Annotated in this window: 27 protein-coding genes; 14 read left to right on the plus strand and 13 right to left on the minus strand. The window is 62.0% G+C overall.

The features are described 5' to 3' along the window. From ccoG to ccoN, 5 genes are all read right to left on the minus strand, one after another. The coding region (gene ccoG / locus ABIT12_RS01815; RefSeq protein WP_348042781.1) for a cytochrome c oxidase accessory protein CcoG at positions 1-995 on the minus strand (995 nt) is incomplete at its 3' end. A 152-nt stretch (positions 996-1,147) separates the two neighbouring features. Continuing rightward, entirely contained in the window at positions 1,148-2,026 is an 879-nt protein-coding gene (gene ccoP / locus ABIT12_RS01820; RefSeq protein WP_348042782.1) for a cytochrome-c oxidase, cbb3-type subunit III, read from the minus strand. Then, positions 2,016-2,198 (minus strand): cbb3-type cytochrome c oxidase subunit 3, encoded by a 183-nt coding sequence (locus ABIT12_RS01825; protein WP_348042783.1) that lies wholly within the window; start codon positions 2,196-2,198, stop codon positions 2,016-2,018. Before ABIT12_RS01825 ends, ccoP begins: the two co-directional genes overlap by 11 nt. Before the next feature lie 10 nt (positions 2,199-2,208). Then, the gene (ccoO, locus tag ABIT12_RS01830; RefSeq protein WP_348042784.1) at positions 2,209-2,940 is read right to left on the minus strand and encodes a cytochrome-c oxidase, cbb3-type subunit II; all 732 of its coding nucleotides are present in this window, start codon (positions 2,938-2,940) and stop codon (positions 2,209-2,211) included. An 11-nt stretch (positions 2,941-2,951) separates the two neighbouring features. Then, on the minus strand, positions 2,952-4,553 hold the full coding sequence (ccoN, locus tag ABIT12_RS01835) for a cytochrome-c oxidase, cbb3-type subunit I (protein ID WP_348042785.1): 1,602 nt from the start codon (positions 4,551-4,553) through the stop codon (positions 2,952-2,954). Positions 4,554-4,736: 183 nt separating this feature from the next. On the opposite strand from ccoN, the gene ABIT12_RS01840 reads away from it, so the two are divergent. Together ABIT12_RS01840 and ABIT12_RS01845 are read left to right on the plus strand one after the other, a co-directional pair. Continuing rightward, positions 4,737-5,435, plus strand: coding sequence for a sulfite exporter TauE/SafE family protein (locus ABIT12_RS01840; RefSeq protein WP_348042786.1), 699 nt, complete (start codon positions 4,737-4,739; stop codon positions 5,433-5,435). 139 nt (positions 5,436-5,574) lie between these two features. Then, positions 5,575-5,796 carry a DUF1858 domain-containing protein gene (locus tag ABIT12_RS01845; RefSeq protein WP_348042787.1) on the plus strand — a complete coding sequence of 74 codons (222 nt, stop codon included), beginning with the start codon at positions 5,575-5,577 and terminating at the stop codon, positions 5,794-5,796. Here ABIT12_RS01845 and ABIT12_RS01850 read toward each other — a convergent pair. After that, the gene (locus tag ABIT12_RS01850; RefSeq protein ID WP_348042788.1) at positions 5,779-6,486 is read right to left on the minus strand and encodes a Crp/Fnr family transcriptional regulator; all 708 of its coding nucleotides are present in this window, start codon (positions 6,484-6,486) and stop codon (positions 5,779-5,781) included. The two genes, ABIT12_RS01845 and ABIT12_RS01850, sit on opposite strands and share 18 nt — an antisense overlap. Before the next feature lie 152 nt (positions 6,487-6,638). Between ABIT12_RS01850 and ABIT12_RS01855 the strand changes: the two genes are divergently transcribed. From ABIT12_RS01855 to ABIT12_RS01865, 3 genes are all read left to right on the plus strand, one after another. After that, complete coding sequence (locus ABIT12_RS01855) at positions 6,639-8,096, plus strand: PAS domain S-box protein (RefSeq protein WP_348063273.1); 1,458 nt, start codon at positions 6,639-6,641, stop codon at positions 8,094-8,096. Next, positions 8,089-8,715: a response regulator FixJ gene (gene fixJ, locus ABIT12_RS01860; protein WP_348042790.1), complete on the plus strand. Its 627-nt coding sequence runs from the start codon at positions 8,089-8,091 to the stop codon at positions 8,713-8,715. Before ABIT12_RS01855 ends, fixJ begins: the two co-directional genes overlap by 8 nt. Before the next feature lie 168 nt (positions 8,716-8,883). Continuing rightward, positions 8,884-9,540, plus strand: a complete 657-nt coding sequence (locus ABIT12_RS01865; protein WP_348042791.1) for a helix-turn-helix domain-containing protein — start codon at positions 8,884-8,886, stop codon at positions 9,538-9,540. Between the two features lie 105 nt (positions 9,541-9,645). On the opposite strand, the gene ABIT12_RS01870 is transcribed toward ABIT12_RS01865, so the two are convergent. Then, positions 9,646-11,160 (minus strand): copper resistance protein CopC, encoded by a 1,515-nt coding sequence (locus ABIT12_RS01870; protein ID WP_348042792.1) that lies wholly within the window; start codon positions 11,158-11,160, stop codon positions 9,646-9,648. A gap of 26 nt (positions 11,161-11,186) precedes the next feature. Next, entirely contained in the window at positions 11,187-11,555 is a 369-nt protein-coding gene (locus ABIT12_RS01875) for a DUF1775 domain-containing protein (protein ID WP_348042793.1), read from the minus strand. A gap of 166 nt (positions 11,556-11,721) precedes the next feature. On the opposite strand from ABIT12_RS01875, the gene ABIT12_RS01880 reads away from it, so the two are divergent. After that, positions 11,722-12,948, plus strand: a complete 1,227-nt coding sequence (locus tag ABIT12_RS01880) for an NnrS family protein (RefSeq protein ID WP_348042794.1) — start codon at positions 11,722-11,724, stop codon at positions 12,946-12,948. A 108-nt stretch (positions 12,949-13,056) separates the two neighbouring features. Here ABIT12_RS01880 and ABIT12_RS01885 read toward each other — a convergent pair whose 3' ends face one another. Together ABIT12_RS01885 and ABIT12_RS01890 are read right to left on the minus strand one after the other, a co-directional pair. Beyond that, on the minus strand, positions 13,057-13,512 hold the full coding sequence (locus ABIT12_RS01885; RefSeq protein WP_348042795.1) for a hypothetical protein: 456 nt from the start codon (positions 13,510-13,512) through the stop codon (positions 13,057-13,059). A gap of 77 nt (positions 13,513-13,589) precedes the next feature. Then, positions 13,590-14,030 (minus strand): pseudoazurin, encoded by a 441-nt coding sequence (locus ABIT12_RS01890; RefSeq protein WP_348042796.1) that lies wholly within the window; start codon positions 14,028-14,030, stop codon positions 13,590-13,592. A 226-nt stretch (positions 14,031-14,256) separates the two neighbouring features. On the opposite strand from ABIT12_RS01890, the gene nirK reads away from it, so the two are divergent. The 3 genes from nirK (at position 14,257) to ABIT12_RS01905 (ending at position 17,041) form a co-directional block, all read left to right on the plus strand. Further along, positions 14,257-15,399: a copper-containing nitrite reductase gene (nirK, locus tag ABIT12_RS01895; RefSeq protein ID WP_348042797.1), complete on the plus strand. Its 1,143-nt coding sequence runs from the start codon at positions 14,257-14,259 to the stop codon at positions 15,397-15,399. A gap of 53 nt (positions 15,400-15,452) precedes the next feature. After that, the gene (locus tag ABIT12_RS01900) at positions 15,453-16,340 is read left to right on the plus strand and encodes an SUMF1/EgtB/PvdO family nonheme iron enzyme (protein WP_348042798.1); all 888 of its coding nucleotides are present in this window, start codon (positions 15,453-15,455) and stop codon (positions 16,338-16,340) included. A gap of 350 nt (positions 16,341-16,690) precedes the next feature. Next, positions 16,691-17,041 carry a hypothetical protein gene (locus ABIT12_RS01905; RefSeq protein WP_348042799.1) on the plus strand — a complete coding sequence of 117 codons (351 nt, stop codon included), beginning with the start codon at positions 16,691-16,693 and terminating at the stop codon, positions 17,039-17,041. Positions 17,042-17,297: 256 nt separating this feature from the next. Here ABIT12_RS01905 and adhP read toward each other — a convergent pair whose 3' ends face one another. Continuing rightward, the gene (gene adhP / locus ABIT12_RS01910) at positions 17,298-18,371 is read right to left on the minus strand and encodes an alcohol dehydrogenase AdhP (RefSeq protein WP_348042800.1); all 1,074 of its coding nucleotides are present in this window, start codon (positions 18,369-18,371) and stop codon (positions 17,298-17,300) included. A gap of 168 nt (positions 18,372-18,539) precedes the next feature. On the opposite strand from adhP, the gene ABIT12_RS01915 reads away from it, so the two are divergent. The 5 genes from ABIT12_RS01915 (at position 18,540) to ABIT12_RS01935 (ending at position 23,676) form a co-directional block, all read left to right on the plus strand. Beyond that, positions 18,540-20,060, plus strand: coding sequence for an aldehyde dehydrogenase family protein (locus tag ABIT12_RS01915; protein ID WP_348042801.1), 1,521 nt, complete (start codon positions 18,540-18,542; stop codon positions 20,058-20,060). Positions 20,061-20,134: 74 nt separating this feature from the next. Continuing rightward, on the plus strand, positions 20,135-20,728 hold the full coding sequence (locus ABIT12_RS01920; protein WP_348042802.1) for a hypothetical protein: 594 nt from the start codon (positions 20,135-20,137) through the stop codon (positions 20,726-20,728). Between the two features lie 254 nt (positions 20,729-20,982). Continuing rightward, complete coding sequence (locus tag ABIT12_RS01925) at positions 20,983-22,017, plus strand: L-idonate 5-dehydrogenase (protein ID WP_348043275.1); 1,035 nt, start codon at positions 20,983-20,985, stop codon at positions 22,015-22,017. Between the two features lie 35 nt (positions 22,018-22,052). Further along, entirely contained in the window at positions 22,053-22,790 is a 738-nt protein-coding gene (locus ABIT12_RS01930; protein WP_348042803.1) for a M15 family metallopeptidase, read from the plus strand. A 193-nt stretch (positions 22,791-22,983) separates the two neighbouring features. After that, positions 22,984-23,676, plus strand: a complete 693-nt coding sequence (locus ABIT12_RS01935; RefSeq protein WP_348042804.1) for a hemolysin III family protein — start codon at positions 22,984-22,986, stop codon at positions 23,674-23,676. A gap of 3 nt (positions 23,677-23,679) precedes the next feature. Here the strand turns inward: ABIT12_RS01935 and ABIT12_RS01940 are convergent, their stop codons facing one another. Next, positions 23,680-24,165 carry a DUF192 domain-containing protein gene (locus ABIT12_RS01940; protein ID WP_348042805.1) on the minus strand — a complete coding sequence of 162 codons (486 nt, stop codon included), beginning with the start codon at positions 24,163-24,165 and terminating at the stop codon, positions 23,680-23,682. A gap of 11 nt (positions 24,166-24,176) precedes the next feature. After that, the gene (locus tag ABIT12_RS01945; RefSeq protein WP_348043277.1) at positions 24,177-24,740 is read right to left on the minus strand and encodes a cold-shock protein; all 564 of its coding nucleotides are present in this window, start codon (positions 24,738-24,740) and stop codon (positions 24,177-24,179) included. Between the last annotated feature and the right edge of the window lie 223 nt (positions 24,741-24,963).

Here is a 24,963-nt window from a genome sequence, read left to right on the forward strand (position 1 = left end):
GCATAGGAAATCAGGCCGCGTTCCTTGCCCAGCTTGTCCATGACGTCGTCGCAGGCATCGATGCACAGGGCGCAGGTGATGCATTCGAGTTGCTGGCCGTCGCGGATATCGATCCCCATCGGGCAGACAACGACACAGGCGTTGCAATCGACGCAGTCGCCGACGGGCTTGCCCTCGCTGATGGCCTTCTTGGCGTGCCGGGTCCGCGGTTCCCCGCGCCAGTCATTATAGGTCACGGTCAGGGAATGCTCGTCCAGCATGGCGGCCTGGATGCGCGGCCAGGGACACATATAGGTGCAGACCTGTTCGCGCATGAGACCGCCGAAAGTGTAGGTTGTGGCCGCGAGCAGGGCCACGGTCAGGTATGCAGAGGCCGGCGCCTGCAAGGCGAACACATCGGACCACAGGCTGGGCGCGTCGGCAAAATAGAAGATCCAGGCGCCGCCGGTGGCAACGCCGATCAACAGCCAGGTGCCGTGCTTGGCGATCCGCCGGGCCAGCTTGCCCGCCGACCATGGCGCGGCATCCAGCTTCATCCGCGCGTTCCGGTCCCCCTCGATGAACCGCTCGACCACGAGGAACAGATCGACCCAGACCGTTTGCGGGCAGGCGTAGCCGCACCATGCGCGACCGACGGTCGAGGTGATCAGGAACAGCCCGACGCCCGCCATCACCAGAAGGCCGGCGACGTAGTAGAATTCCTGGGGCCAAATCTCGATGAAGAAGAAAAAGAACCGCCGATTGGCCAGATCGATCAGCACGGCTTGGTCGGGAAGGTACGGACCGCGATCCCAACGAATCCACGGCGTGGCATAGTAGACGCTCAAGGTGAGCAGCATGACCAGCCACTTGAAGCGCCTGAAATTGCCATTGGCGCGCTTGGGGAATATCTTCTTGCGCGGGGCGTAGAGCGGCTGCCGGATCTTGGCGGAATTGACCGCTACGACATCATGGACCTCGTCGGCATCGAGTGTGGGCTGGTTTATGTTCGACATGATTTCTCGCCCCGTGACCCGGGCAGAACTCGCACCGAAGTGCGGGAGCGACTTTGACCTGCGTCAAGTGCGATGAGAAAAAGGAGGTGCCACGGCACCCCCTTATCGGACACGGTCATTGCTGCATGTTGTCCGCGCCGAATTGAAGGGGATTACTGCCCTCCGCCGAGGCCATGCACATAGACCGCCAGTTCCTTGATGCGGGTATCGCTGAGCTTGCCGGTCCAAGCCGGCATGACGCCGTGGCGTGGCTTGCCGATCTGCTGCTCGATCGCCGCCAATGAGCCCTGATAGAGCCAGATCTGATCGCTCAGATCGGGCGCGCCATTCTCCCTCATGCCTTTGCCCGTCGGGCCGTGGCAGGCCGCACAATTGTCGGCGAACAGTTGCCGGCCTTCGGGCGTATCGGCGCCACCTTCCAATCCGGACAGACTGGCAACGTAGCCGGCAACGCTCTGGATCGCCTGTGGATCGAGAATGCCGTCGGAGCCGAAATTGGGCATTAGGTTGAACCGCGTGTCGGGATCGGTTGGCGAGCGCGCACCGTGGGAGATGGTTGTATAGATATCGTCGAGGGTGCCGCCCCAGATCCAGGCGTCATCGTTCAGGTTTGGGTAGCCGGCGGCTCCCTCGGCCCCGGTGCCATGGCATTGGCTGCAGTTGACCTTGAAGGTCGAGGCACCCGACACCGTCGCGAAGCGGGAGAGATCGGGGTCGGCGGCGATCTCCTGGAGCGGCAGTGCGGCGATGCGCTGCACCGTCGCCTGCTGGGCGGCGCCGACATCGCTCATTTCCTTTTCGAGATCGGCACGGCTCGAATAGCCGAGCACCCCCGGCGTTGCAGAGGTCAGCAAGGGCCAGGCCGGATAGAGCACCGAGTAGATCAGGGCGATGGCAATGCAGCCGTAGAATGTCCAGAGCCACCAGCGCGGCAGCGGGTTGTTGAGCTCCTTGATGCCGTCCCATTCGTGACCGGTGGTTTCGACGCCGCTGAGTTCGTCGACAGGCTTGTTGCCGTGATCAGGCGTCATGGTGGTCGCCTTTCATGCCATCGGCATCAGATAGCGGGATCAAGGCGGCTTCGCGGGCGCGCTCGCGGGCTCCGGGACGGAAAATGAAGGCGGCCGCCAGCAGGAAGATGGCCAGCAAGTAGACCAGGCCCCAGGAGTCCGCGAAGTGTCTCAGATTGTCGTAGTGCTGCATGGTCGTCCCCCTACCTGAAGTTGGCTTTTGCGTCGTAGGTGTCGAAGTCGACCAGGGTGCCGAGCATCTGCAGATATGCGACCAGCGCATCCATCTCGGTCACGTGCCGGGAATCGCCGTCGAAGTCGCCAAAGACGGCCTTGGGATAGCGCGCGGCGACGTCGGCCGTGTCGGCATCCGGGGTTGCCTGGGCGAGCAAGTCAGCCTGGGCCGCCGCGATCATTTCGGGTGAATAGGGGACCCCAACATAGGCGTTGGCCTGCAGGTTGGAGGCGATGTTGCTGTAGTCCAGCGACGCTGTGCCCAGGAAGGCATAGCTTGGCATGATCGATTCGGGCACGACCGACCTCGGGTCGTTCAGATGCTGCACCTGCCATTCGTTGGAATAGCGTCCGCCGACACGCGCCAGATCGGGCCCGGTGCGCTTGGACCCCCATTGGAACGAGTGGTCGTACATGGATTCAGCGGCCAGCGAGTAATGCCCGTACCGCTCCACCTCGTCGCGGAACGGGCGGATCATCTGGCTGTGGCAGCCATAGCAACCCTCGCGGATATAGATGTCGCGCCCGGCCAGTTCGAGCGGGGTATAGGGCCGCATGCCCTCGACCTTCTCGATGGTGTTCTGGAAGTAGAACAGCGGCGCGACCTCGACGATGCCGCCAATGCAGACGACGATCAGCGATCCGATCAGCAGGTATGAAGCGTTCCGTTCGATAACGCCGTGTTTGTCCAATATCGACATGATGAGCGGTCCTATTGCGCGGGCTGGAGCTGGGCGGCGACAGGCATGGGCTTTTCATCGCGAACCTTGCCGGCGATCGTCATGGCGACATTGAAGGCCATGACCAGGCCGCCCGCGAGATAGAGTGCACCGCCGGCGGCGCGCATGACGTAGTAGGGATGCAAGGCAGCGACGCTCTCGGCGAACGAATAGACCAGGAAGCCTTCGCTATCGTATTCGCGCCACATCAGGCCCTGCATGATGCCGGAGACCCACATCACGGCGGCGTAGACAACGATGCCCAGGGTCGCCAGCCAGAAATGCCAGTTGACCATGCGCAGCGAATAGAGCCGCTCGCGGTTCCACAGTCGCGGCACCATGAAGTAGACCGCGCCGAAGGAGATCATGCCGACCCAACCCAAAGCGCCGGAGTGCACATGGCCAATGGTCCAGTCGGTATAATGGCTGAGGGCGTTGACCGACTTGATGGACATGACCGGACCCTCGAAGGTCGACATGCCGTAGAACGCCACCGCCAGCACCATCATGCGGATGATGGGATCGGTGCGCATCTTGTCCCACGCGCCGCGCAGCGTCATCAGGCCGTTGATCATGCCGCCCCAGGAGGGCATCCACAGCATGATCGAGAACACCATGCCAAGCGTCTGGGCCCAATCGGGCAGAGCGGTGTAATGCAGGTGATGGGGGCCGGCCCAGATATAGAGAAAGATCAGCGCCCAGAAGTGAATGATCGACAGGCGATAGGAATAGACCGGACGGTTCGCCTGCTTGGGCAGGAAGTAATACATCATCCCCAGAAAGCCTGCAGTGAGGAAGAAGCCGACGGCGTTGTGGCCGTACCACCACTGGGTCAGGGCGTCCTGGACGCCCGAAAACAGGGAATAGCTCTTGGAGCCGGCAAAGGACACCGGCACGGCGAGGTTATTGACGATGTGCAGCAGGGCGACAGTGACGATGAAGGCCAGGTAGAACCAGTTGGCGACATAGATATGCGGCTCCTTGCGCTTGAGCAGCGTCCCCATGAAGACGACGAAATAGGCGACCCACACAATGGTGAGCCAGATATCCACGTACCATTCCGGCTCGGCATACTCGCGGCTCTGGGTGATCCCCAGCAGGTAGCCGGTAGCCGCCATGACGATGAAAAGCTGATAGCCCCAGAAGGCGAACCAGACCAGGTCGCCGCCGAACAGGCGCGCCCGTGTGGTGCGCTGCACGACATAGAAGCTGGTCGTCATCAACGCCGTGCCGCCAAAGGCGAAAATCACCGCGGAGGTGTGCAGCGGGCGGATACGGCCGAAATTCAGCCAGGGCCCGAAATTGAGCTGGGGAAACGCCAATTGCATTGCCGCCGTCAGTCCGACAGTAAAGCCGATGACGCCCCAGAACACGATCATGATCGTCCCGATGCGGATCGGGCCGTCCATGTAGCTGTCGGGGCTTTCGACCACGCGGGTACCCGTTCCTCGCATCGCGTAGACAGCCGCGGCGCCGAGGATGAAAGCCAGCAGGCTCATATGAAGCCGGAAGGGATTGTCCACCGCCAGTCCGGCCATGAACACCGCTCCCAGCGCGCCGCATGCCAGCCCGATCACCCATCCAGTATATTTCACGGCCGCCCCCTGCTGCACGGACCCATTGGGCCTAGTCAGTTCGGAATAGCGGCGGCATCGGCCCGGCACATTGATCTATGTCAAAGTCGTCGGAGCGTTTCCGGCCGAGGCTTGGATGCTATCCCGCTAAGGGGAGGATGCCATGATGCCGGACATTGACGAGACTGCGCAAAGGGGCCCGAATTGACACTTCCGGTCTCCCTGGTTTGGGGTCTTTCGCTGGGCTTCGCATCCAGCCTGCATTGCGCGGGAATGTGCGGGCCGATTGGCTGTTCCATCCTGATGCTCGATCCGGCATCGGCCAGTCCCGCGTCCCGCGCCAAGCGAATAGCGGTGGCGCAGGCCGCTCGGATCCTGGTCTACGGAGCGGGCGGGGTGGCGTTCGGGATTTTCGGCGCTGGATTGTACGGCGTGGCAAACCTCGAGGCGGCACACGGCATCCTGCAATGGATCGCGGCGATCACCATTATGTGGACCGGTCTGTCGGTCGCGGGCCTGGCGCCGGCAATCGCCGGCGTTGACGGGTTCATGCTCCCCGCGGCGCGCCTGGTCTCGAAAATGCGCCATCGAGGTTCGGGCACCGATCTGATCGGAGCGACCCTTTCAGGTCTGGTCTGGGGCCTGACCCCCTGTGCGATCGTTTATACCGCTCTGTTCAACTCATTGCTGGCCGGGTCCATCGAAGACGGAGCAGCGTTGATGATCGCCTTTGGCATCGGTACCGTCCCGGCCGTCACAGCCTCCTCGCTCGGTCTCTACCGCGCGACGCTGGCGGTCCGCAGGAGTTCGCGGCTTTGGGCCGGAGCGGCATTGGTCGCGGGCGGGGCTATCGGGTTGTTGCTGACCGCCCCGGGCAGTCCGCTCTGCGTAACCCACGCCTGACCTGATCTCGATGTTCCCCTGACGTCCACCATAAAGAGAACTCGCTTCCGTACTCCCATCCTCAACAGTCGCACGCCATGTTTGCTGCGGCACAAAGAAAACTCCTGCGGAAGGCGGTAGCCATCATGCAGGAGGAGCCATGGGTGAAATCCGGAAGCTGGAGGATATGTCAGTGCTGGCGATCATGCAGAAATGGCCGCTGACCGTCGGCGCCTTCCTGGATTTCGGGCTGCATTGCGTGGGATGCCCAATCGGCCCGTTTCATTCGCTGGGCGATGCATCGCTCGAGCATGCAGTGGACCAACAGCTTCTGGTCGATGCCATTACGGCATCGATACGACGTTCAAAGCAGGCAAGGTGACTGGCCATCCGCAATCATCAGCAGCCGGTGCGGATCCTTCAGCAGCAGCTTCTGGCGCCCGCCTTCGACCAGTCCGGCCTGCTCCCAGGCCGTCAGGACGCGCGAGACGGTATGCAGCGTGGTGCCGGTCATCTCGGCGATATCCTGCTTGGACACCGGAAAATCAATCCGGATCCCGGCGGTTTCCTTCTTGCCCGACTGATTGCCCAATCGCAGAACCGCGTGGGCGACGCGGCGCTCCACCTCCTCGGTGGCCAGTTCGCGCAACCGGGCCTGAGCCTCCTGCAGCCGCCCACCCATGGTCTGCATCGCGTTGACGGCCAGCGCTGGGTACTTGTCCATGAACGACGACCACTTGCTGGTCGGCCAGGCCAGGGTGAAGCTTGGCGACGCCGCGGTCGCCGTGCCGGGATAATCGTCGCGTTGCAGGGCCTTGGCGATGCCGAAGAGATCGCCCGGATTGACCATGCGCACGATCACCTGCTGCCCCTCGCTCGTGACCTGCGTCACGCGCAGGCGACCGGACAGGAGCACGAAAAAATGGCTGGCGTCCTCACCCTGCTCGAACACGATCTCGCCCTGAGCCACGGACTTCCCCGTGGCGGCGGCGAGGATTTCGTCCAGCTGCACGTCGTCCAGCGCCGCGAAAATGGCGAGCGACTTGACTGAACCCCTATTGATGGTGGCCATGCATGGCTCCCTTTGATGTCGAAGCGCTACCGTACTCGATCCTGAAATGGCAACGCGGCATGTTGTACAGCGTCCGATCTCGGAGTCGCCAAAAACTCGATCTCACAGTACATTGCGGACAGTCAGTCTCAAGGATTCGGATGTTCCCGCTATTGACCCGCTTTGCCGGCCGCTGGAAGGCTCTCGTACCTGCCGCGGCAGCTTTGGCGTTGGGATTTGCGTTGCGCCTTGCCTTGAACGACGTCCTCGGGCCCTCAGGGGCGGGCCTGCTGTTCGTGCCCGCGATATTGCTTGCGGCCCTGTTGGGCGGCCTGATCCCAGGCGCTCTGGTGACGCTCGCCTCGCTGCCGCTCTCCTACTATTTTGCCGCAGGGCAACCCCCGGCGGCGGCCGCGGCGACCAACCTCTTCTTGCTGCTCACGGGTATCGTGGTTTCCTGGCTCGCGAACGCCCTGCGCCAGGAGCGCGAAAAATCCAGGCAGACGCTCGTTACCATCACCCGCCAGCAGGATCACCTGCAGTCAATCCTGGATACTATCCCGGATGCCACCGTGGTCATCGATGCCGCGGGCCTGGTGGAATCGTTCAACATCGCCGCAGTCCGACAGTTCGGTTTTCAGCCCAGTGAGGTCATTGGCCGCAACATCAGCATGCTCATGCCGGAGCCCTACAAGGAGCAGCACGACGGTTACCTGAACCGGTATCTGACGACGGGAGAAAAGCGCATTATTGGCATCGATCGCGTCGTGGTCGGCCAGCGCAAGGACGGATCCACATTTCCCATGAAGCTGACGGTGGGCGAGACACGTTCAAGCGAGCGTCGTTATTTCACCGGCTTCATCCGCGACCTCACCGAGCGGGAAGAGTTCGCGGCCCAGCTGCAGGTCGCCCATTCGGAGCTGGCGCGCCTGGCCCGGCTGAACGAACTGGGCGAGATGGCGTCAACTCTGGCCCATGAGTTGAACCAGCCCCTGTCGGCGATTGCCAATTACGTGCAGGGCTGCACGCGCCTGCTCGACCGGATCGACGATCCGAGTGCCGAGCAGCTGCGCGGCGCCCTGAACGAGACCGCCAAACAGGCGCTGCGGGCCGGGGACATCATTCGCCACTTGCGGGAATTCGTTACCCGCGGCGACACCGAGAAACACCAGGAAGACATCCGCAAGCTCGTCGAAGAGGCGGGCGCCCTTGCCTTGGTCGGCTCGCGCGAACGCGGCGTAAAGTCCGTGTTCGACTATCCGGTAGGGGATGGCACCGTCATGGTGGACAGGGTTCAGATCCAACAAGTCCTGATCAACCTGATGCGGAACGCGATGGACGCCATGAAAGACAGCCCGATCCGCGAATTGACCGTCTCGGTCAAAGGGCCTCACGCTGGCGAGCTGACGATTGCAGTGTCCGACACCGGGCCGGGCATTTCCGACGACATTGCGCCGCAATTGTTCCAGCCCTTCGTTACCAGCAAGCCGGGTGGAATGGGGATCGGTCTTTCCATATCCAAGCGGATCATCGAGTCGCATGGCGGCTCGATTTCCGCCGCCAGGAACCCGGCTGGCGGGGCAACGTTCGCGTTCACGCTGCCGGTGACAAGGGAGAGAGCGGTTGAGTAACGTCGATGTCGTGGTCCATATCGTCGATGACGAGGAAGCGGTCAGGAATTCGCTGGCCTTTCTTTTGGGAACCTCCGGGTTTGCCGTTCGGATCCACGAGACGGCGACCTCGTTTCTGGCGATAGCGCCATCGATCCGCAATGGCTGCCTGATTACCGACCTGCGGATGCCCGATATCGATGGCGTCGAGCTGTTGCGGCGGCTGGGCGAGATCGGCGCGATGCTGCCCGCCATTGTGATCACTGGCCACGGCGACGTTCAGATGGCGGTCGAAGCCATGAAGAATGGGGCCCAGGATTTCATCGAGAAGCCGTTCAGCGAAGACGTGCTCATCGGCTCGATCACTAAGGCGGTGGACCGTGCCGCCGCACGGTTGCAGGGCGAGGCCGCCAACGACGCCATCCTGGCGCGCATCGCGTCGTTGAGCGAGCGTGAGGGTCAGGTCATGGGCGGGGTGGTTGCCGGAAAACCGAACAAGACCATCGCCTTCGATCTGGGGATCAGTCCGCGGACCGTCGATGTCTATCGGGCGGGGTTGATGGGCAAGATGCAAGCCAAGAGCCTGCCCGAATTGGTGCGCATGGCCATGGCGGTCGGCTGGAAAGATCCGACGGCCTAGAGCCGAAATGGCGCCCGGGATTTGACCTAGCGCAATGCAGCGCCGCGTTTCCCCGCTACGATGACCTCAGCGCCCGTCACTAGGTGACATTACTTAGAGCCGAAGCGGAATTTCCCGAGAACCCCGACGCAGACAGTATCGGCCCATTGATTTCAGCGGGGCGCGATAATGTTCATTCAGACCGGTTTCAGGCAGCAGACCAATTCCAGCGCTTGCCGCACTATGTCGCCCGATGTTCCCGCGCTCCTCGCCCATACCTGCCCAAGTGCGGTGAGCCTTTATACGCCCAATAGCGAGATCTTTGCCCAGGGCGAGCGTGCAGGTCCCCTTTATCTCGTTGAGTTCGGCACCGTCCGCATCTGCCGCCTGACGGCCGATGGCCGCCGCCAGATCAGCGCCTTCCATTTTGCCGGCGAAGTTTTCGGTTTCGAGTATGGCACGGAACACCATTTCTATGCCGAGAGTGTCGACAGTTCGGGCATTCGCGTGCTTCGTCCCAGGCTGGACGACATGATGGCGGACGCCATATTGCCCTTGGCCCTGAAAAGCCTCACCCGCGCGCAGGAGCATCTGCTGGTCCTGGGCCGACAGAATGCAGCCGAGAAGATGGCGGCATTCCTGCTGGATCTCGCCGATCGGCAGGGCAACACCAGCGTGATCGATTTTTCCATGCAGCGGAACGATATTGCCGACTACCTCGGGCTTTCGTTCGAGACGGTCTCGCGCATCCTGACGCGGCTCAAGCTCGCCAAAGTCATCTCCATCCCTCATGTGAAGCAGATCGAGATGCTCGATATCGAGGCGCTCGAAGACCTGCGCGGATAGCGGCTGGCCTGCTGGTGTCGACCCCGGTTGAATAGCGAAATGCCGCGCAGATGCGCGGCATTTTTGTGTCTCCGGCCGGGCCGCGCGGACGTCGCCGGCGCGTCATTAGACCCTAACCGTGCCCGACAGTTCAGCCATGTCGAAGTCGCCACTGCGGGCCTCCGCCCGTACCTTCCAGACGCCATCGATGCTCAATTGCACGCCGTCCGTGGCCCAAGTTCCGTCGGCGGCCATTGCGGCCGTGCTCTTCAACAGCGGCATGTCGGTTCCGGGACGCGAAAAATACAGTGTAACGGCCTGGGGATGCAGGGAAGCGCCCCGTGCAAGCGTCAATTCGCCCATCCATCCGTCGCCATGCAGGTGAGCCACGATTGGTGGGGCCGAGGCGGCAATTGCGGCCCTGGGCGGCGGCGTGAAGCGCCACAAGGCAACGGAGGCGAAAATCGCCGCAACGAGCACGACTTCAACCAAGATCGCCCATCTGAGCAACCAGGCGGCCAGCGGAAAACCAGCCAGCGCTGGGCCCGTCAGCAACCAGCGATTGACGAAGGCCGTGGCCAGTAGCGCAAATACCAGCGTCAGCTTGCCCAACAGGATGGCGCTATACCAGCCAAACCAGCTGGGCCCAGGAACGCCCAGCTGGATAATGGCCAGAACCAGCCCCGAAATGGCGAGCACCGCGACCGGGTAAGGGATGAATTGCGAGAACAGCAAGAGACTTCGGAGCGACGCCTGGGACCTGCCCGACATCCTGACGGCCAGAAAAGGCAATGCGCCGACCCAAAGCGTCAGGCTGGCGACATGCAGGACCACGGCCGGTCGGGTCAACCATTGCGGCGCCGCAGTAGCGGCCTGGCCACTGGAGGCCATGGCGGCGGATACCGCAACCAGGGCGCCCAAGGCGAGCACGAGCGACCAACGGCTGGGGAGAACGAAGGACGCCGCGCCGAACGCAATGGCCACCAAAACCAGGATCGTCTTGGTGCCGAAGGACGATTGCAGCGGCATCTGCCAGGCCGCTACATTGAAAAAATCAAGCGCCGGCAGACCGAGCATATAGGCGCCCTGCATCGGCAGCACCGCCAGCGCGGCCAGCGCGCCGCAGGCCAGCATTGAGAATGCGTAGATGCGACCCAGTCTCGTTGTGCCTCCGCTCGCCGCGCAGAACGCTGCACCACCGATGCCGAAGAAGCTGCCGAGATAGGTCAAGGCAATGGCCAACCAAAGTGGAAACACCACCGCATTAGTGCTGTGCGCGGCCACTGTCGCGGCGCTGTCTGCAGTGCCCGACGACAGGGCGACGGTCCCGGCCACCGGATGGCCATCGTCCGAAACAACCCGCCAGTACACGAGAAAATTGCCCTGGGCCATATCGCCCGGCAATTTCACCATGATCTGCCCGGCAGTCCGCTCCGCGCTCAATGTCAAAGTCGATCCATCAGGAGCCACCAGGCTGAACGCGATGGGCTGCACGGTCTCGCTGAAGGTCAGCGCGACGGCAGACGGCAGATGTGCAAGGCTGGAACCGTCGGCAGGCCGGCTGGCCAGCAGGACGGCGTGAGCGTCGCTCGCTGTCACCGACGCAAACAGCAGCACAAATACCAGCGTAAGTCGTTGCACTGCTTTCAAGGGGCACATGGGGCTGGTCATTCCGCCAGTGTGATGGTCATGGACAGAGCCGGCATCTCCGCATCGGTGGCTCCGGACGTATCGATCCAAGGGTGATCGAGTTCGCCGCAGGTCTGGATGAGCGGAAATGAAACCCGGCTGTAGACCGGCAAGGTGGCGTCGATGGAGCTGCGAAACACGAACTCGTCGTGCCAGTCGTCTGGCAGCTCGCCACCTGACCAGCTGATCTCCGTCACGCCCTGCGTTACCGCCTTGCCATGGGAGTCGTAGCTTTTGGCGTAGTCGCCCGTCACTGTCGCCAGCGTCCGGCCCGCCGTCGCTTGAGGTTGCTCCGGGGAAATATGGGCCCAAGCCGGTTGGGCGAGCAAAGACTTGCTGAATTTCATGGGATTCCCCTTGGCGCGACTGCCGTGCCTTACAGATCTCACGTCACCGACCGGCCGACTTTGACCCGGATCAAGAAGCCGAAAATTGGCCAGCGCGGCTTGCGCCAGCTCAAAGAAGGGTCGGTCGCCGGGCGCTAGACCACTGATCTGGCGAAAGGGTGAACCGTTGACGCAAGCGCAATCGAAAATCAGGACCCCCGTCCCTCGCGGGCTCGGCCGGACCGGACCCATCATCCTGTCCTACGGCTTCCGGCCGTTTTTCCTCGCGGCGGGGGTCTGGGGAACGCTCGCCATGGTGCTGTGGATAGCGGCCCTGGGTTTCGACCTTGAAATCGGCGGCACCTATGGCCGCGCCGCCTGGCACGGCCATGAAATGCTGTTTGGCTATTCCTCTGCCGCGCTGGCGGGGTTCCTGCTGACCGCAGTGCCGAACTGGACTGGCCGATTGCCGGTGGCGGGACTACCGCTGGCAGGTCTGCTTGCACTGTGGGTGGCGGGCCGACTTGTGCTGCTTTGCCCTGACGTCCTTGGTCTCGTGCCCTCGATGGCGATCGACGCGGTCTTTCTGCCGGCCCTGCTGGCGGTCTGCGCGCGGGAGATCATTGCCGGCAGGAAATGGAAAGATCTCAAGATACTGGCCGGCATCGCGGTGCTCGCCTGCGCCAATGCCGGCTTTCACCTGTTCGACCTGGCCGGGTGGGGCACAGCGTTGCCGGGCCGAGGCGCCGTCGCCGGATACGTATTGCTGATCATGATCATCGGCGGGCGCATCCTGCCGAGCTTTACCCGCAACTGGCTGGCCAGGAATGGCACGAACCGCTTCCCTGCCCCCTATGGCCGTTATGATACGATGGCGATCGCGGTCGGCCTCGTGGCGCTGGTGTCATGGGTGTGGGACGCCGAAACGCTGGCGACCGGCATCCTGGGCCTTGCCGCCGGGGCCCTGCATCTAGTTCGCCTCTATCGGTGGCGCGGATGGGAATGCGCACGGGAGTCCCTGGTCCTGGTGCTGCACATCGCCTATGGCCTCATGGCAACGGGCCTCGCCGGCATCGGAGTGGCCGCCCTGGGATATTTCCAGCCGGTCGGGGCCTTGCACATCCTGACGGTGGGGGGAATTGGCACCATGACCCTGGCGGTCATGTCGCGGGCCAGCCGGGGTCATACCGGGCTCCCGCCGCAGGCCTCGTCATTGACCATTTGCAGCTATGTGGCGATCACCATAGCCACACTCCTTCGCCCAATCGCCTGGATCCTGCCCGATAGCGAGATGATGCTGCTCGAGGCAGCTGGCTGCGCCTGGGTGATCGCGTTCGCCCTGTTCAGCTTCGAATACGCTCCGATACTTCTGTTTCGCCGCAAGGAATTGCCGATCTCGCGGGTAACCGCCTGAGGCTTGCGCGGGGCGCCTGCCAACGGCGTCGCTTCTCCCCATCGCGTTCCGTCATCGCCATCGATAAGGACAACATCATGCCATCCGCCCGGTCTGTGGCCTGGGCGGCTAGAACCCGTTCATCAGGGCCCCCGAGGCGAGGCGGTCGCAGGCGGCCGCCAACCGGGACTGCCGTTCGGGGCCGTCGTATTGCGATATACTCTCGACCAGCTCGCCCAATCGCTCGGAGACCTCGACGATCAGCGAGGCGCTCTGCAGCGGAAACGCGACCATCGCGCAATCGAGCATCAGGTCCGTCCAGAGCCGCAGCTCGGACGAGCCGAGCAGCTGCGTGGCGAGCGACATCCAGTCCCAATCCACTTCCGGCAGCGAGCCGAGGGTCAATGCCGCTCGAAACAAAGCATCCATGCGCTGCTCCGCCTGTTCCCAGCGATTGCCGACCAGACGATTGAGGGACGCATGAAGCGCCGGCTCCCGGCGCGCCCGGTCGCTGAACAGCGCCACCAGGACCGCCGGATCAGCGTCGTCGAAATAGGTGGACGGATCCAGGGAAGAAAAGGGCATTCGCGATCCGAAGTGACGTCGACCATGGGCGATCGCCGGACGGGCTGCGGACAATACCGCGGCCCGCCTCGATCGGCCTAGAGACCTGCGGCGACGAAGTCGGCTGCAAGGCGCTCGGTGGCCTTGGGCGGGAGTCTGACAGCCTTCAGTGCTTCGACATTGGTTGGGGCGTCACCCACGACGACCAATGCGACCATACCCATGCCGACATGGGGGGAGCACTTCACCGCATAGGCTCCGGACACCGTGAACGTGACGACGATCTCCTTGCCGGATTGGCCCTTGAAGGGCTCCGCACCCTCGGGAATCATGTCCTTGATGCTTTCGGCATTGTGTCCCTTGTCGGTGGGAACGAAGGTGACGGTGTCGCCGACGGCCACCTTGGTGTAGCTGGGCTCAAATACCATGGTGCCCGCTGCCCCCTTGTTCAACATCTGAACCTGGAAGTCGGCCGCGTAGGCCGGGAAGGCCGCAGCCGCAAGAACGGCGACGACAGCGAGCTTGTTAAGCAATTTCATTTGGTAACTCCGAAGTTAAGGATACGGCCCAAGCCGAACCTTTCGCCGCTATATCCTCCCGTCGTCGCGAACGTTCTTTGACGCGCATCAAACTACATCGACGTTCGCGAGTAATTCTTTCCAGCGATTGCCTGCTTTATTTGACCCGCATCAAAGAGGGCCGACCGGGCTGGCACTATCCAGATGACGACCACGGGCCGATGCGCCCGATCAGGAGAGACCGGTTATGGAAAACGACGAACACATCAACGTTTCGAGGCGCACCCTTCTCGCCGGTGCAGCCTTTGCCGGCGTCATCGGCTCGGTGTTGGTGAACCTACCGTCAGCAGCCGAAGAAGCCGTGCCGGTCGGTCCGGCTCCTGACCTCGGTTCGCTCCAGCGCGTCAAGGTGGACTTGGTTAAGCCGCCGTTCGTTCACGACCATGAACAGGTAGCGACCGGTGGCCCGAAGGTTGTGGAATTCACCCTGACCATCAAGGAAATGCCGCTTACGATCGACGATGCAGGCACGGTGATCCAGGCGATGACCTTCAATGGCTCGGTACCCGGCCCGTTGCTGGTCGTGCATCAGAACGACTATGTCGAGCTGACGCTGGTCAATCCCGAGACCAATACCTTGCAGCACAATATCGACTTCCACGCCGCCACGGGAGCTCTCGGCGGTGGCGGATTGACGCTCATCAACCCTGGCGAACAGGTTAAATTGCGCTTCAAGGCCACGCGTGCCGGAGTATTCGTCTATCACTGCGCGCCCGGCGGCCCGATGATTCCGTGGCATGTCGTATCGGGGATGAACGGCGCGATCATGGTCCTGCCTCGTGAGGGCCTCAAGGACGGCGCCGGCAACGCGATCACCTACGACAAAATTTATTATGTCGGCGAGCAGGACTTCTACGTCCCTCGCGATGAGGACGGCAATTACCGGGCCTATGAATCGCCGGGCGACGGCTATGCCGACATGCTCGAGGTGATGAAAACGCTGACGCCAACGCATGAAGTATTCAACGGCGCGGTCGGATCGCTAACTGGCGACAAGGCGATGACCGCAAGTGTCGGCGAGACTGTCCTGATCATCCATTCCCAGGCCAACCGCGATACGCGGCCCCATCTGATCGGCGGCCATGGCGACCATGTCTGGCCGGGCGGCAAGTTCGCCAACAAGCCGGACGTGGATCTCGAGACCTGGTTCGTTGCCGGCGGCTCGGCGGGCGCAGCCGTCTATACGTTCCTGCAGCCGGGACTTTATGCCTATGTCAATCACAACCTGATCGAGGCCGTGGAACTGGGGGCGACCGCCCATTTCAAGGTCGAAGGCACCTGGAACGACGACCTGATGGCCCAGGTCGAGGCACCAACGCCGATCGCCTGACCGATCCCGCGGCCCGCCTCCGGGCGGGTCGCCCCTTTTGCCGGAGGCAGGCCATGGTTTCCCTTGCGCTCAAACGCCTGGATGCAGTTCCGCTGTTCGTTCCTGCCATCCTGCTCCTCGGATTGCTGGGGGTCGTGGCGGGCCAACTGGATCAGCTGCCGCATTCGGTTGCGGCTGCGCCCTTTCCCGAGACCGTGCGGATCGAACCCCGCCCCTATTCCTATCGGGCGTCTGGCGATTTCCAGCAGGACGGCGTCCCGATCAATGGACCACTGGTTTCGCTCGCCGCCCCCGCCCCCCTCGACATCATGCGGTTCGAAGTCCGCGAGGACGAGTACCGCCGATGCGTCGAGGCCGGGGCCTGCGAGGCGACGTCTGCCCGCGGCATTCGGGACGATTTTCCGGTGACCGGCGTCAGCTTCGAAGACGCGACCGCCTATGCCCGCTGGTTATCGAGCGCCACGGGACAAACATGGCGGCTGCCAACAATAGAGGAATGGGCGTTCGCGGCAGGCTCCAAAGCGGTCGATCACGCCCTTAAGGTGGAGACCGATGGGTCCAATCAGGCCGATCGCTGGCTCGCGACCTATGACCAGGAAACGGCCGCGGTGGTGGAGGGTCCTAGCGCGCCCGGGCCGTTCGGCAACTTTGGAGTGAACGAATTCGGCGTCGCCGATCTTTCCGCTAACGTCTGGGAGTGGACCGAGACCTGCCTGACACGCACGACCCTGCCCACCAATCCACACGACGATGCCACCTCGATCGTCTCCTGTGGCGTGCGTTATCTCGAGGGGCGCCATCGCAGTCCGATGAACGTCTTCGTCCGTGATGCCCGTGGAGGGGGATGTTCGGCTGGCGTGCCACCGGAGAACCTGGGCTTCCGACTGGTCAGGCAGGCGCCTTGGTATGCCGGCGTGGTGGGCTGGTTTTCCTGGCCTTGAGCGAAACGGCTTACGTTTTGGCCTGGAGTGGTGACTGCCAGGAATTGCCGGTGCGAGCTTCTGACTCAGATCACATTCGACGCTGACCATCCTCATCCCGCGACTCCGGCCTGCAGTCCCGAAATGGCCCCGACGGCAGCGCCGACCGAAGCGACAGCGCTCCGGCGCCATAAAAATCGGCTCCACCGAACGCGCCGGCCCGCCCTCACCGCGGGCCAGTGCCTTTTCGAGTCGAAAACAAATCGGACTAAAGTTTGTGCCGACTTGATCTACGGCAAGAGACGCCGCCGACAAGGGGCGTAGCAACAACCAGAACGCCACGAATCCAGTCGATGGTGGGAGCCGTCTTCATGCCGCGCGTACTGATCGTTGCCCCCGACTTGGACCTACGACGATCGCTTGAGTTTTTGCTCGAGGCGGAAGGTTACGCCGTCGTTTCCTGCGCAAGTATCGGCGCCGCTCGCGACGTGGGCAGTTTGGATTGTGCAATCCTGGACCATCAGGCGATTTCGCCTCCACACGAGACTGTGCTGGCGTTTTGTCGAGAGGCGAGGCCCGTGATCCTGCTGTCCGGATCAGCCGACCCGTGGCTGGCGGAAGGCATTTTCCAGGTCGTGCAGAAGCCGCTGCTGGGCAAACCACTTCTTGCCGCCGTCGAGGACGCCCTGCGTTCGATGGAGATCAGCGAGACAAGTCTATAGAAGCCAACCGCCGGCCTGTCGCCGCCCTTCCCCACGCGCTGCGGGCTTTACGGTAAAGTGGATCAAATCCAGATTTCAGTCGATTGGGTGTTTCGCTGGCTTTCGGCCTTGAATGGGGCCGGACGCAACGCGGCGAGGAAGGTCACCAACGCCCTGCGGGATTTCGCACCCTCGCTGAGCGACCGCCCGCGCATAAAAATGTCTCAGTCCATCGTCACTGGACTGAGACATCTGCTCTGCCTATGGCAGCTACTGATCAGGCCGGCACGGCAACCTTGGCGGCGATGCCCGTCGCGGTGCCCTCTGAGAAGTCCAGCACCACGCGCCCCTCGATCTTGCCAGCGGCCAGCCGTTCGAAGACGGCATTGATCTCGCTGAGCGGCGCCTTGGTGATATGGGCTTTCACCTTGCCCTCAACCGCGAAGGCGACGGCTTCATCCAGATCGCGCCGCGTTCCCACGATCGAGCCACGCAGCGTGATGCGCTTCAGCACGACGTCGAAGATGGAGGTGGGGAAATCGCCCGGTGGCAGACCCACGAGGCTGACCGTTCCCCGGCGTCGAACCATCTGCAGCGCCTGCCCGAAGGCGGGCGGAGATACCGCCGTGACCAGCACGCCATGAGCGCCGCCGCCGGTGGCCTTGAGCACCGCTTCTATGGCGCCCGGAGAGCGCGCATCAATGGCCAGATCGGCTCCGGCTGCTCTGGCAAGCGCGAGCTTTTCGGGTGCAATATCCAGCCCCACCACATGCAGGCCCATGGCCTTGGCATATTGGACCGCCACATGGCCCAGACCGCCCAGGCCGGAAATGACGACCCATTCGCCCGGCTTGGCTTCGGTTTCCTTGAGGCCCTTATAGGTTGTCACCCCGGCACACAGGATCGGCGCGATGGCAGCGAAATCGACATTGTCCGGCAGCCGCGCGACGAAGGCCGCGTCGGCAATGACATATTCGGCAAAGCCGCCATCGACGCTGTAGCCGGTATTGTGCTGGCTCTCGCACAGCGTCTCCCAGCCGGTCTGGCAGTACTCGCAGTCCCGGCAGGCGTCATGCAGCCAGGCAACGCCCACGGCGTCGCCTGGTTTGAACCCGGTGACGCCAGGTCCCATCGCGGCCACCCGGCCGGCAACTTCATGGCCGGGAATGAATGGCGGCGTCGGCTTGACCGGCCAGTCGCCATTGGCGGCATGCAGATCGGTGTGGCACACGCCGCAGGCGATAACCTTGACCAGTATTTCGCCCGGACCAGGCACGGGAATTGACACATCCTCGATCGTCAGCGGCTTGCCGAATGCCCGCACGACTGCGGCTTTCATTGTCTTGACCATGTTTGGCTCCTGGCAGCCCAAGCGGCTGATTTCGGCCGGAACATTGCACCGATCGGCACCCCATTCCTTGATCTAGCGCAAAGCAAGAACTGGCCAGAAGGTGAATATGGCGAGATCGACGCAGGTCTGGCCGTGGAGGCCGAACCCGCCGGCTACAAGGATAGAACCATGTCCCAGCACTCGCTCCAATTCGTCCGCACCAAGGGCCACCTGCCGGCCCGGTACGACAACTTCATCGGCGGAAAATGGGTCCCCCCACTCGATGGGCAATATTTCACGGACTACAGCCCGATCGATGGGGAGCGCCTCGTCGATGTCGCCAAGTCGACGGAGGCGGATGTCGAGCTGGCCCTCGATGCCGCCCACAAGGCCAAGGATGGCTGGGCCCGGCTGTCACCCGCCGAACGGTCGCGCCTGCTCAACAGGGTCGCCGATCGCATGGAGGAAAATCTCGAGCTGCTGGCGATCGCCGAAACACTCGACAATGGCAAGCCCATCCGTGAAACGCGGGCCGCGGATGTGCCCCTCGCTATCGACCATTTCCGTTATTTCGCCGGCTGCATCCGGGCCGAGGAAGGCGGTATCTCCACCATCGACAACGACACCATCGCCTATCACTTCAAGGAGCCATTGGGCGTGGTCGGACAGATCATTCCGTGGAATTTCCCGCTCCTGATGGCAGCCTGGAAGATCGCCCCGGCCCTGGCCGCCGGCAATTGCACAGTCATCAAGCCGGCCTCCAACACGCCCCTGACCCTCTTGATGCTGGCAGCCATGACCGCCGACATCCTGCCGCCTGGCGTGCTCAACGTCGTGACCGGTCCTGGCGGCTCGGTTGGCCGAGCGATCGCGGCCAACCCGCGCATCGCCAAGATTTCGTTCACCGGCGAAACCACGACCGGCAAGCAGATCATGGGCTACGCGGCCGAGCACCTGATCCCCCAGACCATGGAACTGGGCGGCAAGTCGCCCAACATCTTCATGGCCGATGTCATGGATGCCGACGACGAATTTTTCGACAAGGCCCTGGAAGGCTTCGCCCTCTTTGCCTTCAATAAGGGCGAAGTCTGCACCTGTCCGTCGCGGGCGCTGATCCAGGAATCGATCTACGACAAGTTCATGGAGCGCGCCGTTGCTCGCGTCGCCGCAATCCGGGTCGGCAACCCGCTTGATCCACTGACCCAGATGGGCGCCCAAGCGTCCCAGGATCAGATGGTCAAGATCCTCGACTATATCGAAATCGGCAAGCAGGAAGGCGCCAAGTGCCTGACCGGCGGGGAGCGCGCCAACCTCGGTGCGAATTTCGAGAAGGGCAATTTCCTCAAGCCCACGGTCTTTTCCGGCAACAACAAGATGCGCATCTTCCAGGAAGAGATTTTCGGGCCGGTTCTATCGGTAACGACGTTCAAGACACTGGATGACGCTATCAGCATCGGCAATGACACGGTCTATGGCCTGGGCGCCGGCGTCTGGTCGCGCAATGGGACGGACGCCTACCGGATCGGGCGGGGCATCCAGGCGGGCCGGGTTTGGACCAATTGCTACCATGCCTATCCCGCGCACGCCGCCTTTGGCGGCTATAAGGCATCCGGCTTCGGTCGGGAGAATCACAAGATGATGCTCGATCACTATCAGCAAACCAAGAACCTGCTGGTCAGCTATTCGCCCAAGGCGACTGGCCTGTTCTAGCGTTCACTGGACGACCCGACATCGGGATGGGGGCAAGCGTCCCATCCCGATGCCTTGCATCAGGCGCCGCAGGCTTGGGCGATGTTCGGCGCTATGGCGCCAAGGTCTTTTCCAGCATGACCAGCGTGGTGTCTCCCGGATATGCCGCGGAGGTAAACCCCAGTTTCTTTTCCAACTGGATCGCGGCCTACGTCTCCAGGCAGATGCCCGGAACCCTCTCGCGGGTACATGACATGATCCTTGCCAAGGAGATCTGGGTCGGCAGGTTAGCCGGATCGGAGAAGCCATACTCCTCGATCTTGATCCGAGCCGATCAGGTCAAAGCTGTCATCGCGCCGGATAGCTTGGATACATGGCAGGTCGCCAAAGCCGCGGGCCTTCGCTACAGGTTGGTCAAGGAAATGGTGGCCGCGGGCCACCTGGTTTCGGAGGTGAGCATGAACCCGGCGGGCCGATTGGCGAGACGGACTTTCGACCAGTCGGAGGTCGACAAGGTGCGCTCGAGCTTTACCGACCTCACGTCGCTGGCGAAAAAGAGCGGCCACCGCGCCAGTGCGGTCCTGACCAAATTGGAGGCAGCTGGCGTGGAGCCGATCCGTGCTGTCAAAGACGGCAAGGTCATCCTCCGGCTACATCGACTAGAGGATCTGCAAGAAGTCAGCTTGTAACAAGAAACCGATATCTGTTCAGGCCTGCCACCTTGGGCGACCCTTTTTTCGTCTATGCTTATCTCCAATATTGGAATTACCGCTGTCGCATTGAAAATTCCGACATTGCTGAAGGGCCAAGACCGATGCTTTGGGCCTTTTCTGGAAAATCCGTTATCGTCGCAACACTTGACCGCTCGGTCACCCTCACAGAAGCTGTGCGAAAAGCTGCTTCGCTTGCTGCGATCCTACCAAAATGCCCGGAAAGCCCAGACATGAAAGCCGTTGTCATCCACGCTGCCAGGGATCTTCGCCTCGAAGATTGGGATATGGCAGCAATCGGAGCGGGTCAGGTCGGCATCGCCATTGCTGCCGGGGGGATCTGCGGGTCGGACTTGCATTATTATCAGCATGGCGGGTTTGGCGCCGTGCGGTTGCGTGAACCCATGGTGCTCGGCCATGAGGTAGCGGGAACAGTCTCCGCAGTCGGCTCAGGCGTGGCAGGGCTCAAGAGTGGCGATCGCGTCGCGGTATCGCCTTCCCTGCCCTGCAATCGCTGTGAATACTGCTTGAAGGGGCAGCAAAACCAGTGCTTCGATATGCGCTTCTACGGCAGTGCGATGCGGATGCCGCATGTTCACGGGGCTTTCCGGCAGCAGCTGGTTGCCGATGCGTCGCAGTGCCATCAACTGGCCGATAGCACGACTTTTGCCGAAGGTGCGTTTGCCGAGCCGCTGGCGGTCACGCTGCATGCGGTGAACCGTGCTGGATCGATGCTGAACAAGCGCGTGCTGGTGACCGGCAGCGGACCAATCGGCGCCTTATGCATATTGGCCGCCCGGGCCCATGGCGCCCGGGAAATCGTCGTGACCGACATTCACGACGCACCGCTGGCATATGCAGATGCCGTGGGCGCCGACCGAACCATCAATGTCGCCACCTCAGCCGAACAGCTGGCCGAATATGCCGTTGGCAAGGGCAGCTTCGATGTGATGTTCGAATGCTCCGGCAACGCGGCAGCGCTCACCACAGGCATCAATGTGCTTCGCCCACGCAGTGTGCTGATCCAGCTCGGCCTTGGTGGCGAAATGAGCCTGCCGCAGAATCTCGTCGTGTCCAAGGAGATCGAAATCCGTGGCTCGTTCCGGTTTCACGAAGAGTTTGCCCTAGCGGTGGACCTGATCAACCAGCGCCGCGTCGATGTAAATCCGTTGCTGACGGACACCTTCGGCATTGATGACGCCGTTGCTGCGTTTGAGGCGGCTGGCGATCGATCGCGGACCATGAAAGTGCAACTGGCATTTTCATGATCGAGGCAAAGCGAGGTCATCCAATTTGGTACTGGTTGCTCACTATCGCGGCACTGCTGCTCCCGACCCCGGCGCAGGCGAACAACGACGCAGCCAAACGCGCTGCGCTGCTCGCTGGCTATCCGGGTCTGTTCACCTTTGAAGGCAACGATCTGGTCTTTCCCGACGGCAAGCATATCGTCTGGGACGATGGCAAAAGCCGAACGGCGCAACAGTTGATCGAGGCGCCGGATGTCGAGGACATGTTCCATTACGCCTATCCGCTGGCTGACAGGGGCGAGCTGATACCGGCGCTGGATTTCGATCCGGGCCGGGTTCGCAATGAGGAATTCTTCAAGGAAATCTACGGTGCCAGCGCCAAAGCAGTTGGCGCACATATTGTTTCGGCGCAATGGGTTGGCGGCAAGCAGCCGGTAACGAAACTGTTCGGGATCGACCGGCGGCTCGCCGCTGTCGCCGCAGCGATGACCGGTCCGTTGCATGACTATGGTCGCAATCCGGGTGGCGGTTTTGTCTGGCGGGTCATTGCCGGCACCAGCCAGCTGAGCGTTCACTCGTTTGGCGCCGCCTTCGACATCAATGTCGACTATTCCGATTACTGGCGCTGGGCCAAAAGTACCGGTGGCACCATTGCCTACAAGAACCGCATTCCGCTCGCCGTTGTGAAGCTGTTCGAGGCGCAGGGCTTCATCTGGGGCGGACGCTGGTATCACTATGACACCATGCACTTCGAATATCGCCCCGAACTGCTTGCTTATGCCAAAGCACATTAGGCACGAACGACATCGTCCTGCCACATCCGGCGCGTCTTGATAGCGCGATGTAACGTTCGGGCCGCTTACCCGTTTCGCTAAAACTTTATCGAATTGGTTCTGAGCGCCTTCAGGCTGTTTCCAGACGTCCCCTTGCCCGCAAGGTTCTGGTCATTTCCATCGCCGAATGTAATGGCATCAGGGAGCCGGCCAAATGCACACTAGCGCTGAAAAATCGGTGGTTTACTCGTGGTGGAGCCGCGAACAGCGTCCATTCACGCTGGGTGAACTGATTGCCGATGGCGTGGTGCATATCATCGGCCTGGTCCTGGCCATTACCATCGGCTCCGTCCTGCTGGTTTATGCGCTGACCAATACCGCTCCCCACGAATTTCCCGCATTGGTTCTGTATGTCGGCACGCTCGTCGCAGTGCTCAGCGTCTCGTTGGCCTATAATTTGTGGCCGGTCTCACCGGTCAAGATGGTGCTGGCCCGTTTCGATCAGGCCGCGATCTTCCTGTTCATCGCCGGAACCTACACGCCCTTCCTCGCCGTGCTCGGCGGGACGACTGCGGGCACGCTGTTGACCACCTTCGTCTGGGGCGCCTCGCTGGTTGGGATTGCGCTCAAGCTCATCGTCCCCGAGCGCTTCGGGCGCCTGGCTATCGCACTTTACCTGGCGATCGGGTGGAGCGGCGTGTTTGTGTTCAAGTCACTCGCCACCAATCTGCCGCCGCTGACCATGTGGTTGATGCTGGCCGGCGGGATCGTCTATTCCCTGGGCATCGTTTTTCATCTGTGGGAAAAGCTAAAGTTTCAGAACGCCCTGTGGCATGTCTTCGTTGTCGCGGGCGCCAGCCTGCACCTATGGGCGATCCTGGAATGCATGGTGATCAGCCGCCTCTGACAGCTATTTCAGCGTGCTAACCCGCGGATGAACCATCGTATCACCGGCCTTGAGGCCGATTTCCACCGAACGTCCACCTGCGATTTCCAGCACGAACTGTACCGGCGCGCCTGACGGAATCGCTGTGGTATCCAGTGGCCGCGCGTTCACATGAACCGATTTAACCACGCCCTTGGCGTCGATGAACACCATATCGAGCGGGATGAGCGTGTTCTGCATCCAGAACGACACCGGGCGCTGTTCCTTGAAATCGAACAGCATGCCGGCATCCGGGGCCAGCTCCTGCCGGAACATCAGCCCCTTGGCGCGGCCGGAAGGCGTATCGACGATTTCGAGATTGAATGCGAAATCACCCTTGGCGGTATGCATTGTCAACCGGTCTTCCTGACTGCACGCAGCCAGCGTCAGGCTCAACAGGAATGCGACAGTCAGTGCCGCGGCCCGGACCGGGCGCGCCGAAAAGCTCAGGCGGGGTGCCAAGCTGAACATGAATTCAAATCCTAGTGGGACGAAGGAGCGTCACCCCAACCATCGGGCCGGATTTCGGCGACCATAAGACCTTTGGGTCCATTGCCGTAACGCACCAGCACAAACTGGCCCGGCCGCAACTCGGTGATGCCGAAGCGCCGCAGTGTTTCCATATGCACGAAGATATCCGGGGTGCCCTCACCCGCCGACAGGAAACCGAAGCCACGGATGCGGTTGAACCACTTCACTTCCAGCCGCACCATGCCCGAGGTCGCCTCGACCGTGACATGGGTCCGCGGCGCCGGCATTTGTGCCGGATGGCGCGCGGTGGACTCGTCCATGGAAATGATCCGGAAGGCCTGCATGCCACCCGGACGGTTGAGCGCCTCGCAGACGACACGCGCACCTTCATAGGCGGTCTGGTAGCCGTCGCGGCGGAGGCAGGTTACGTGCAGCAACACGTCAGGCTTGCCATCGTCTGGAACAATGAAACCGAAGCCCTTGCCGGCATCGAACCACTTGATAGCGCCAACCACCTCGATGGTATCGAGGCTGCTGTCGCGAACGCCATCATTAGCTCCAGCAACATTGGACATACCGGCCTCTTCAAGCCGGATATCACTATCGCTGTCTTCGCCAGACGACTTGGCCCCCATATTCCTCTTAGCCTTTTCGCACTCGCCCCGCCGCCGCGAGGTACTCCACAATACGAAAGCACATTGGCCGATTCATCGCCAAAAGTTAAGAAGATGTTGCCACTTTGTTTGAAAACCGTCCATACCCGCACATGCAGGATCAATTTGCCTGCCGGGCATGCTC

The organism is Devosia sp., assembly GCF_039927955.1.
GTDB lineage: Bacteria > Pseudomonadota > Alphaproteobacteria > Rhizobiales > Devosiaceae > Devosia.

Excerpts from the sequence above, each read along its gene's own strand:
- ABIT12_RS01900 (WP_348042798.1), top strand. The coding sequence starts at position 15,453 with ATGGTTTCCCTTGCGCTCAAACGCCTGGATGCAGTTCCGCTGTTCGTT.
- ccoO (WP_348042784.1), bottom strand. The coding sequence starts at position 2,940 with ATGTCGATATTGGACAAACACGGCGTTATCGAACGGAACGCTTCATAC.
- ccoP (WP_348042782.1), bottom strand. The coding sequence starts at position 2,026 with ATGACGCCTGATCACGGCAACAAGCCTGTCGACGAACTCAGCGGCGTC.
- ABIT12_RS01925 (WP_348043275.1), top strand. The coding sequence starts at position 20,983 with ATGAAAGCCGTTGTCATCCACGCTGCCAGGGATCTTCGCCTCGAAGAT.
- ABIT12_RS01935 (WP_348042804.1), top strand. The coding sequence starts at position 22,984 with ATGCACACTAGCGCTGAAAAATCGGTGGTTTACTCGTGGTGGAGCCGC.
- nirK (WP_348042797.1), top strand. The coding sequence starts at position 14,257 with ATGGAAAACGACGAACACATCAACGTTTCGAGGCGCACCCTTCTCGCC.
- ABIT12_RS01825 (WP_348042783.1), bottom strand. The coding sequence starts at position 2,198 with ATGCAGCACTACGACAATCTGAGACACTTCGCGGACTCCTGGGGCCTG.
- ABIT12_RS01905 (WP_348042799.1), top strand. The coding sequence starts at position 16,691 with ATGCCGCGCGTACTGATCGTTGCCCCCGACTTGGACCTACGACGATCG.
- ABIT12_RS01915 (WP_348042801.1), top strand. The coding sequence starts at position 18,540 with ATGTCCCAGCACTCGCTCCAATTCGTCCGCACCAAGGGCCACCTGCCG.
- ABIT12_RS01940 (WP_348042805.1), bottom strand. The coding sequence starts at position 24,165 with ATGTTCAGCTTGGCACCCCGCCTGAGCTTTTCGGCGCGCCCGGTCCGG.
- adhP (WP_348042800.1), bottom strand. The coding sequence starts at position 18,371 with ATGGTCAAGACAATGAAAGCCGCAGTCGTGCGGGCATTCGGCAAGCCG.
- ABIT12_RS01875 (WP_348042793.1), bottom strand. The coding sequence starts at position 11,555 with ATGAAATTCAGCAAGTCTTTGCTCGCCCAACCGGCTTGGGCCCATATT.
- ABIT12_RS01850 (WP_348042788.1), bottom strand. The coding sequence starts at position 6,486 with ATGGCCACCATCAATAGGGGTTCAGTCAAGTCGCTCGCCATTTTCGCG.
- ABIT12_RS01845 (WP_348042787.1), top strand. The coding sequence starts at position 5,575 with ATGGGTGAAATCCGGAAGCTGGAGGATATGTCAGTGCTGGCGATCATG.
- ABIT12_RS01865 (WP_348042791.1), top strand. The coding sequence starts at position 8,884 with ATGTTCATTCAGACCGGTTTCAGGCAGCAGACCAATTCCAGCGCTTGC.
- ABIT12_RS01890 (WP_348042796.1), bottom strand. The coding sequence starts at position 14,030 with ATGAAATTGCTTAACAAGCTCGCTGTCGTCGCCGTTCTTGCGGCTGCG.
- ABIT12_RS01885 (WP_348042795.1), bottom strand. The coding sequence starts at position 13,512 with ATGCCCTTTTCTTCCCTGGATCCGTCCACCTATTTCGACGACGCTGAT.
- ABIT12_RS01945 (WP_348043277.1), bottom strand. The coding sequence starts at position 24,740 with ATGTCCAATGTTGCTGGAGCTAATGATGGCGTTCGCGACAGCAGCCTC.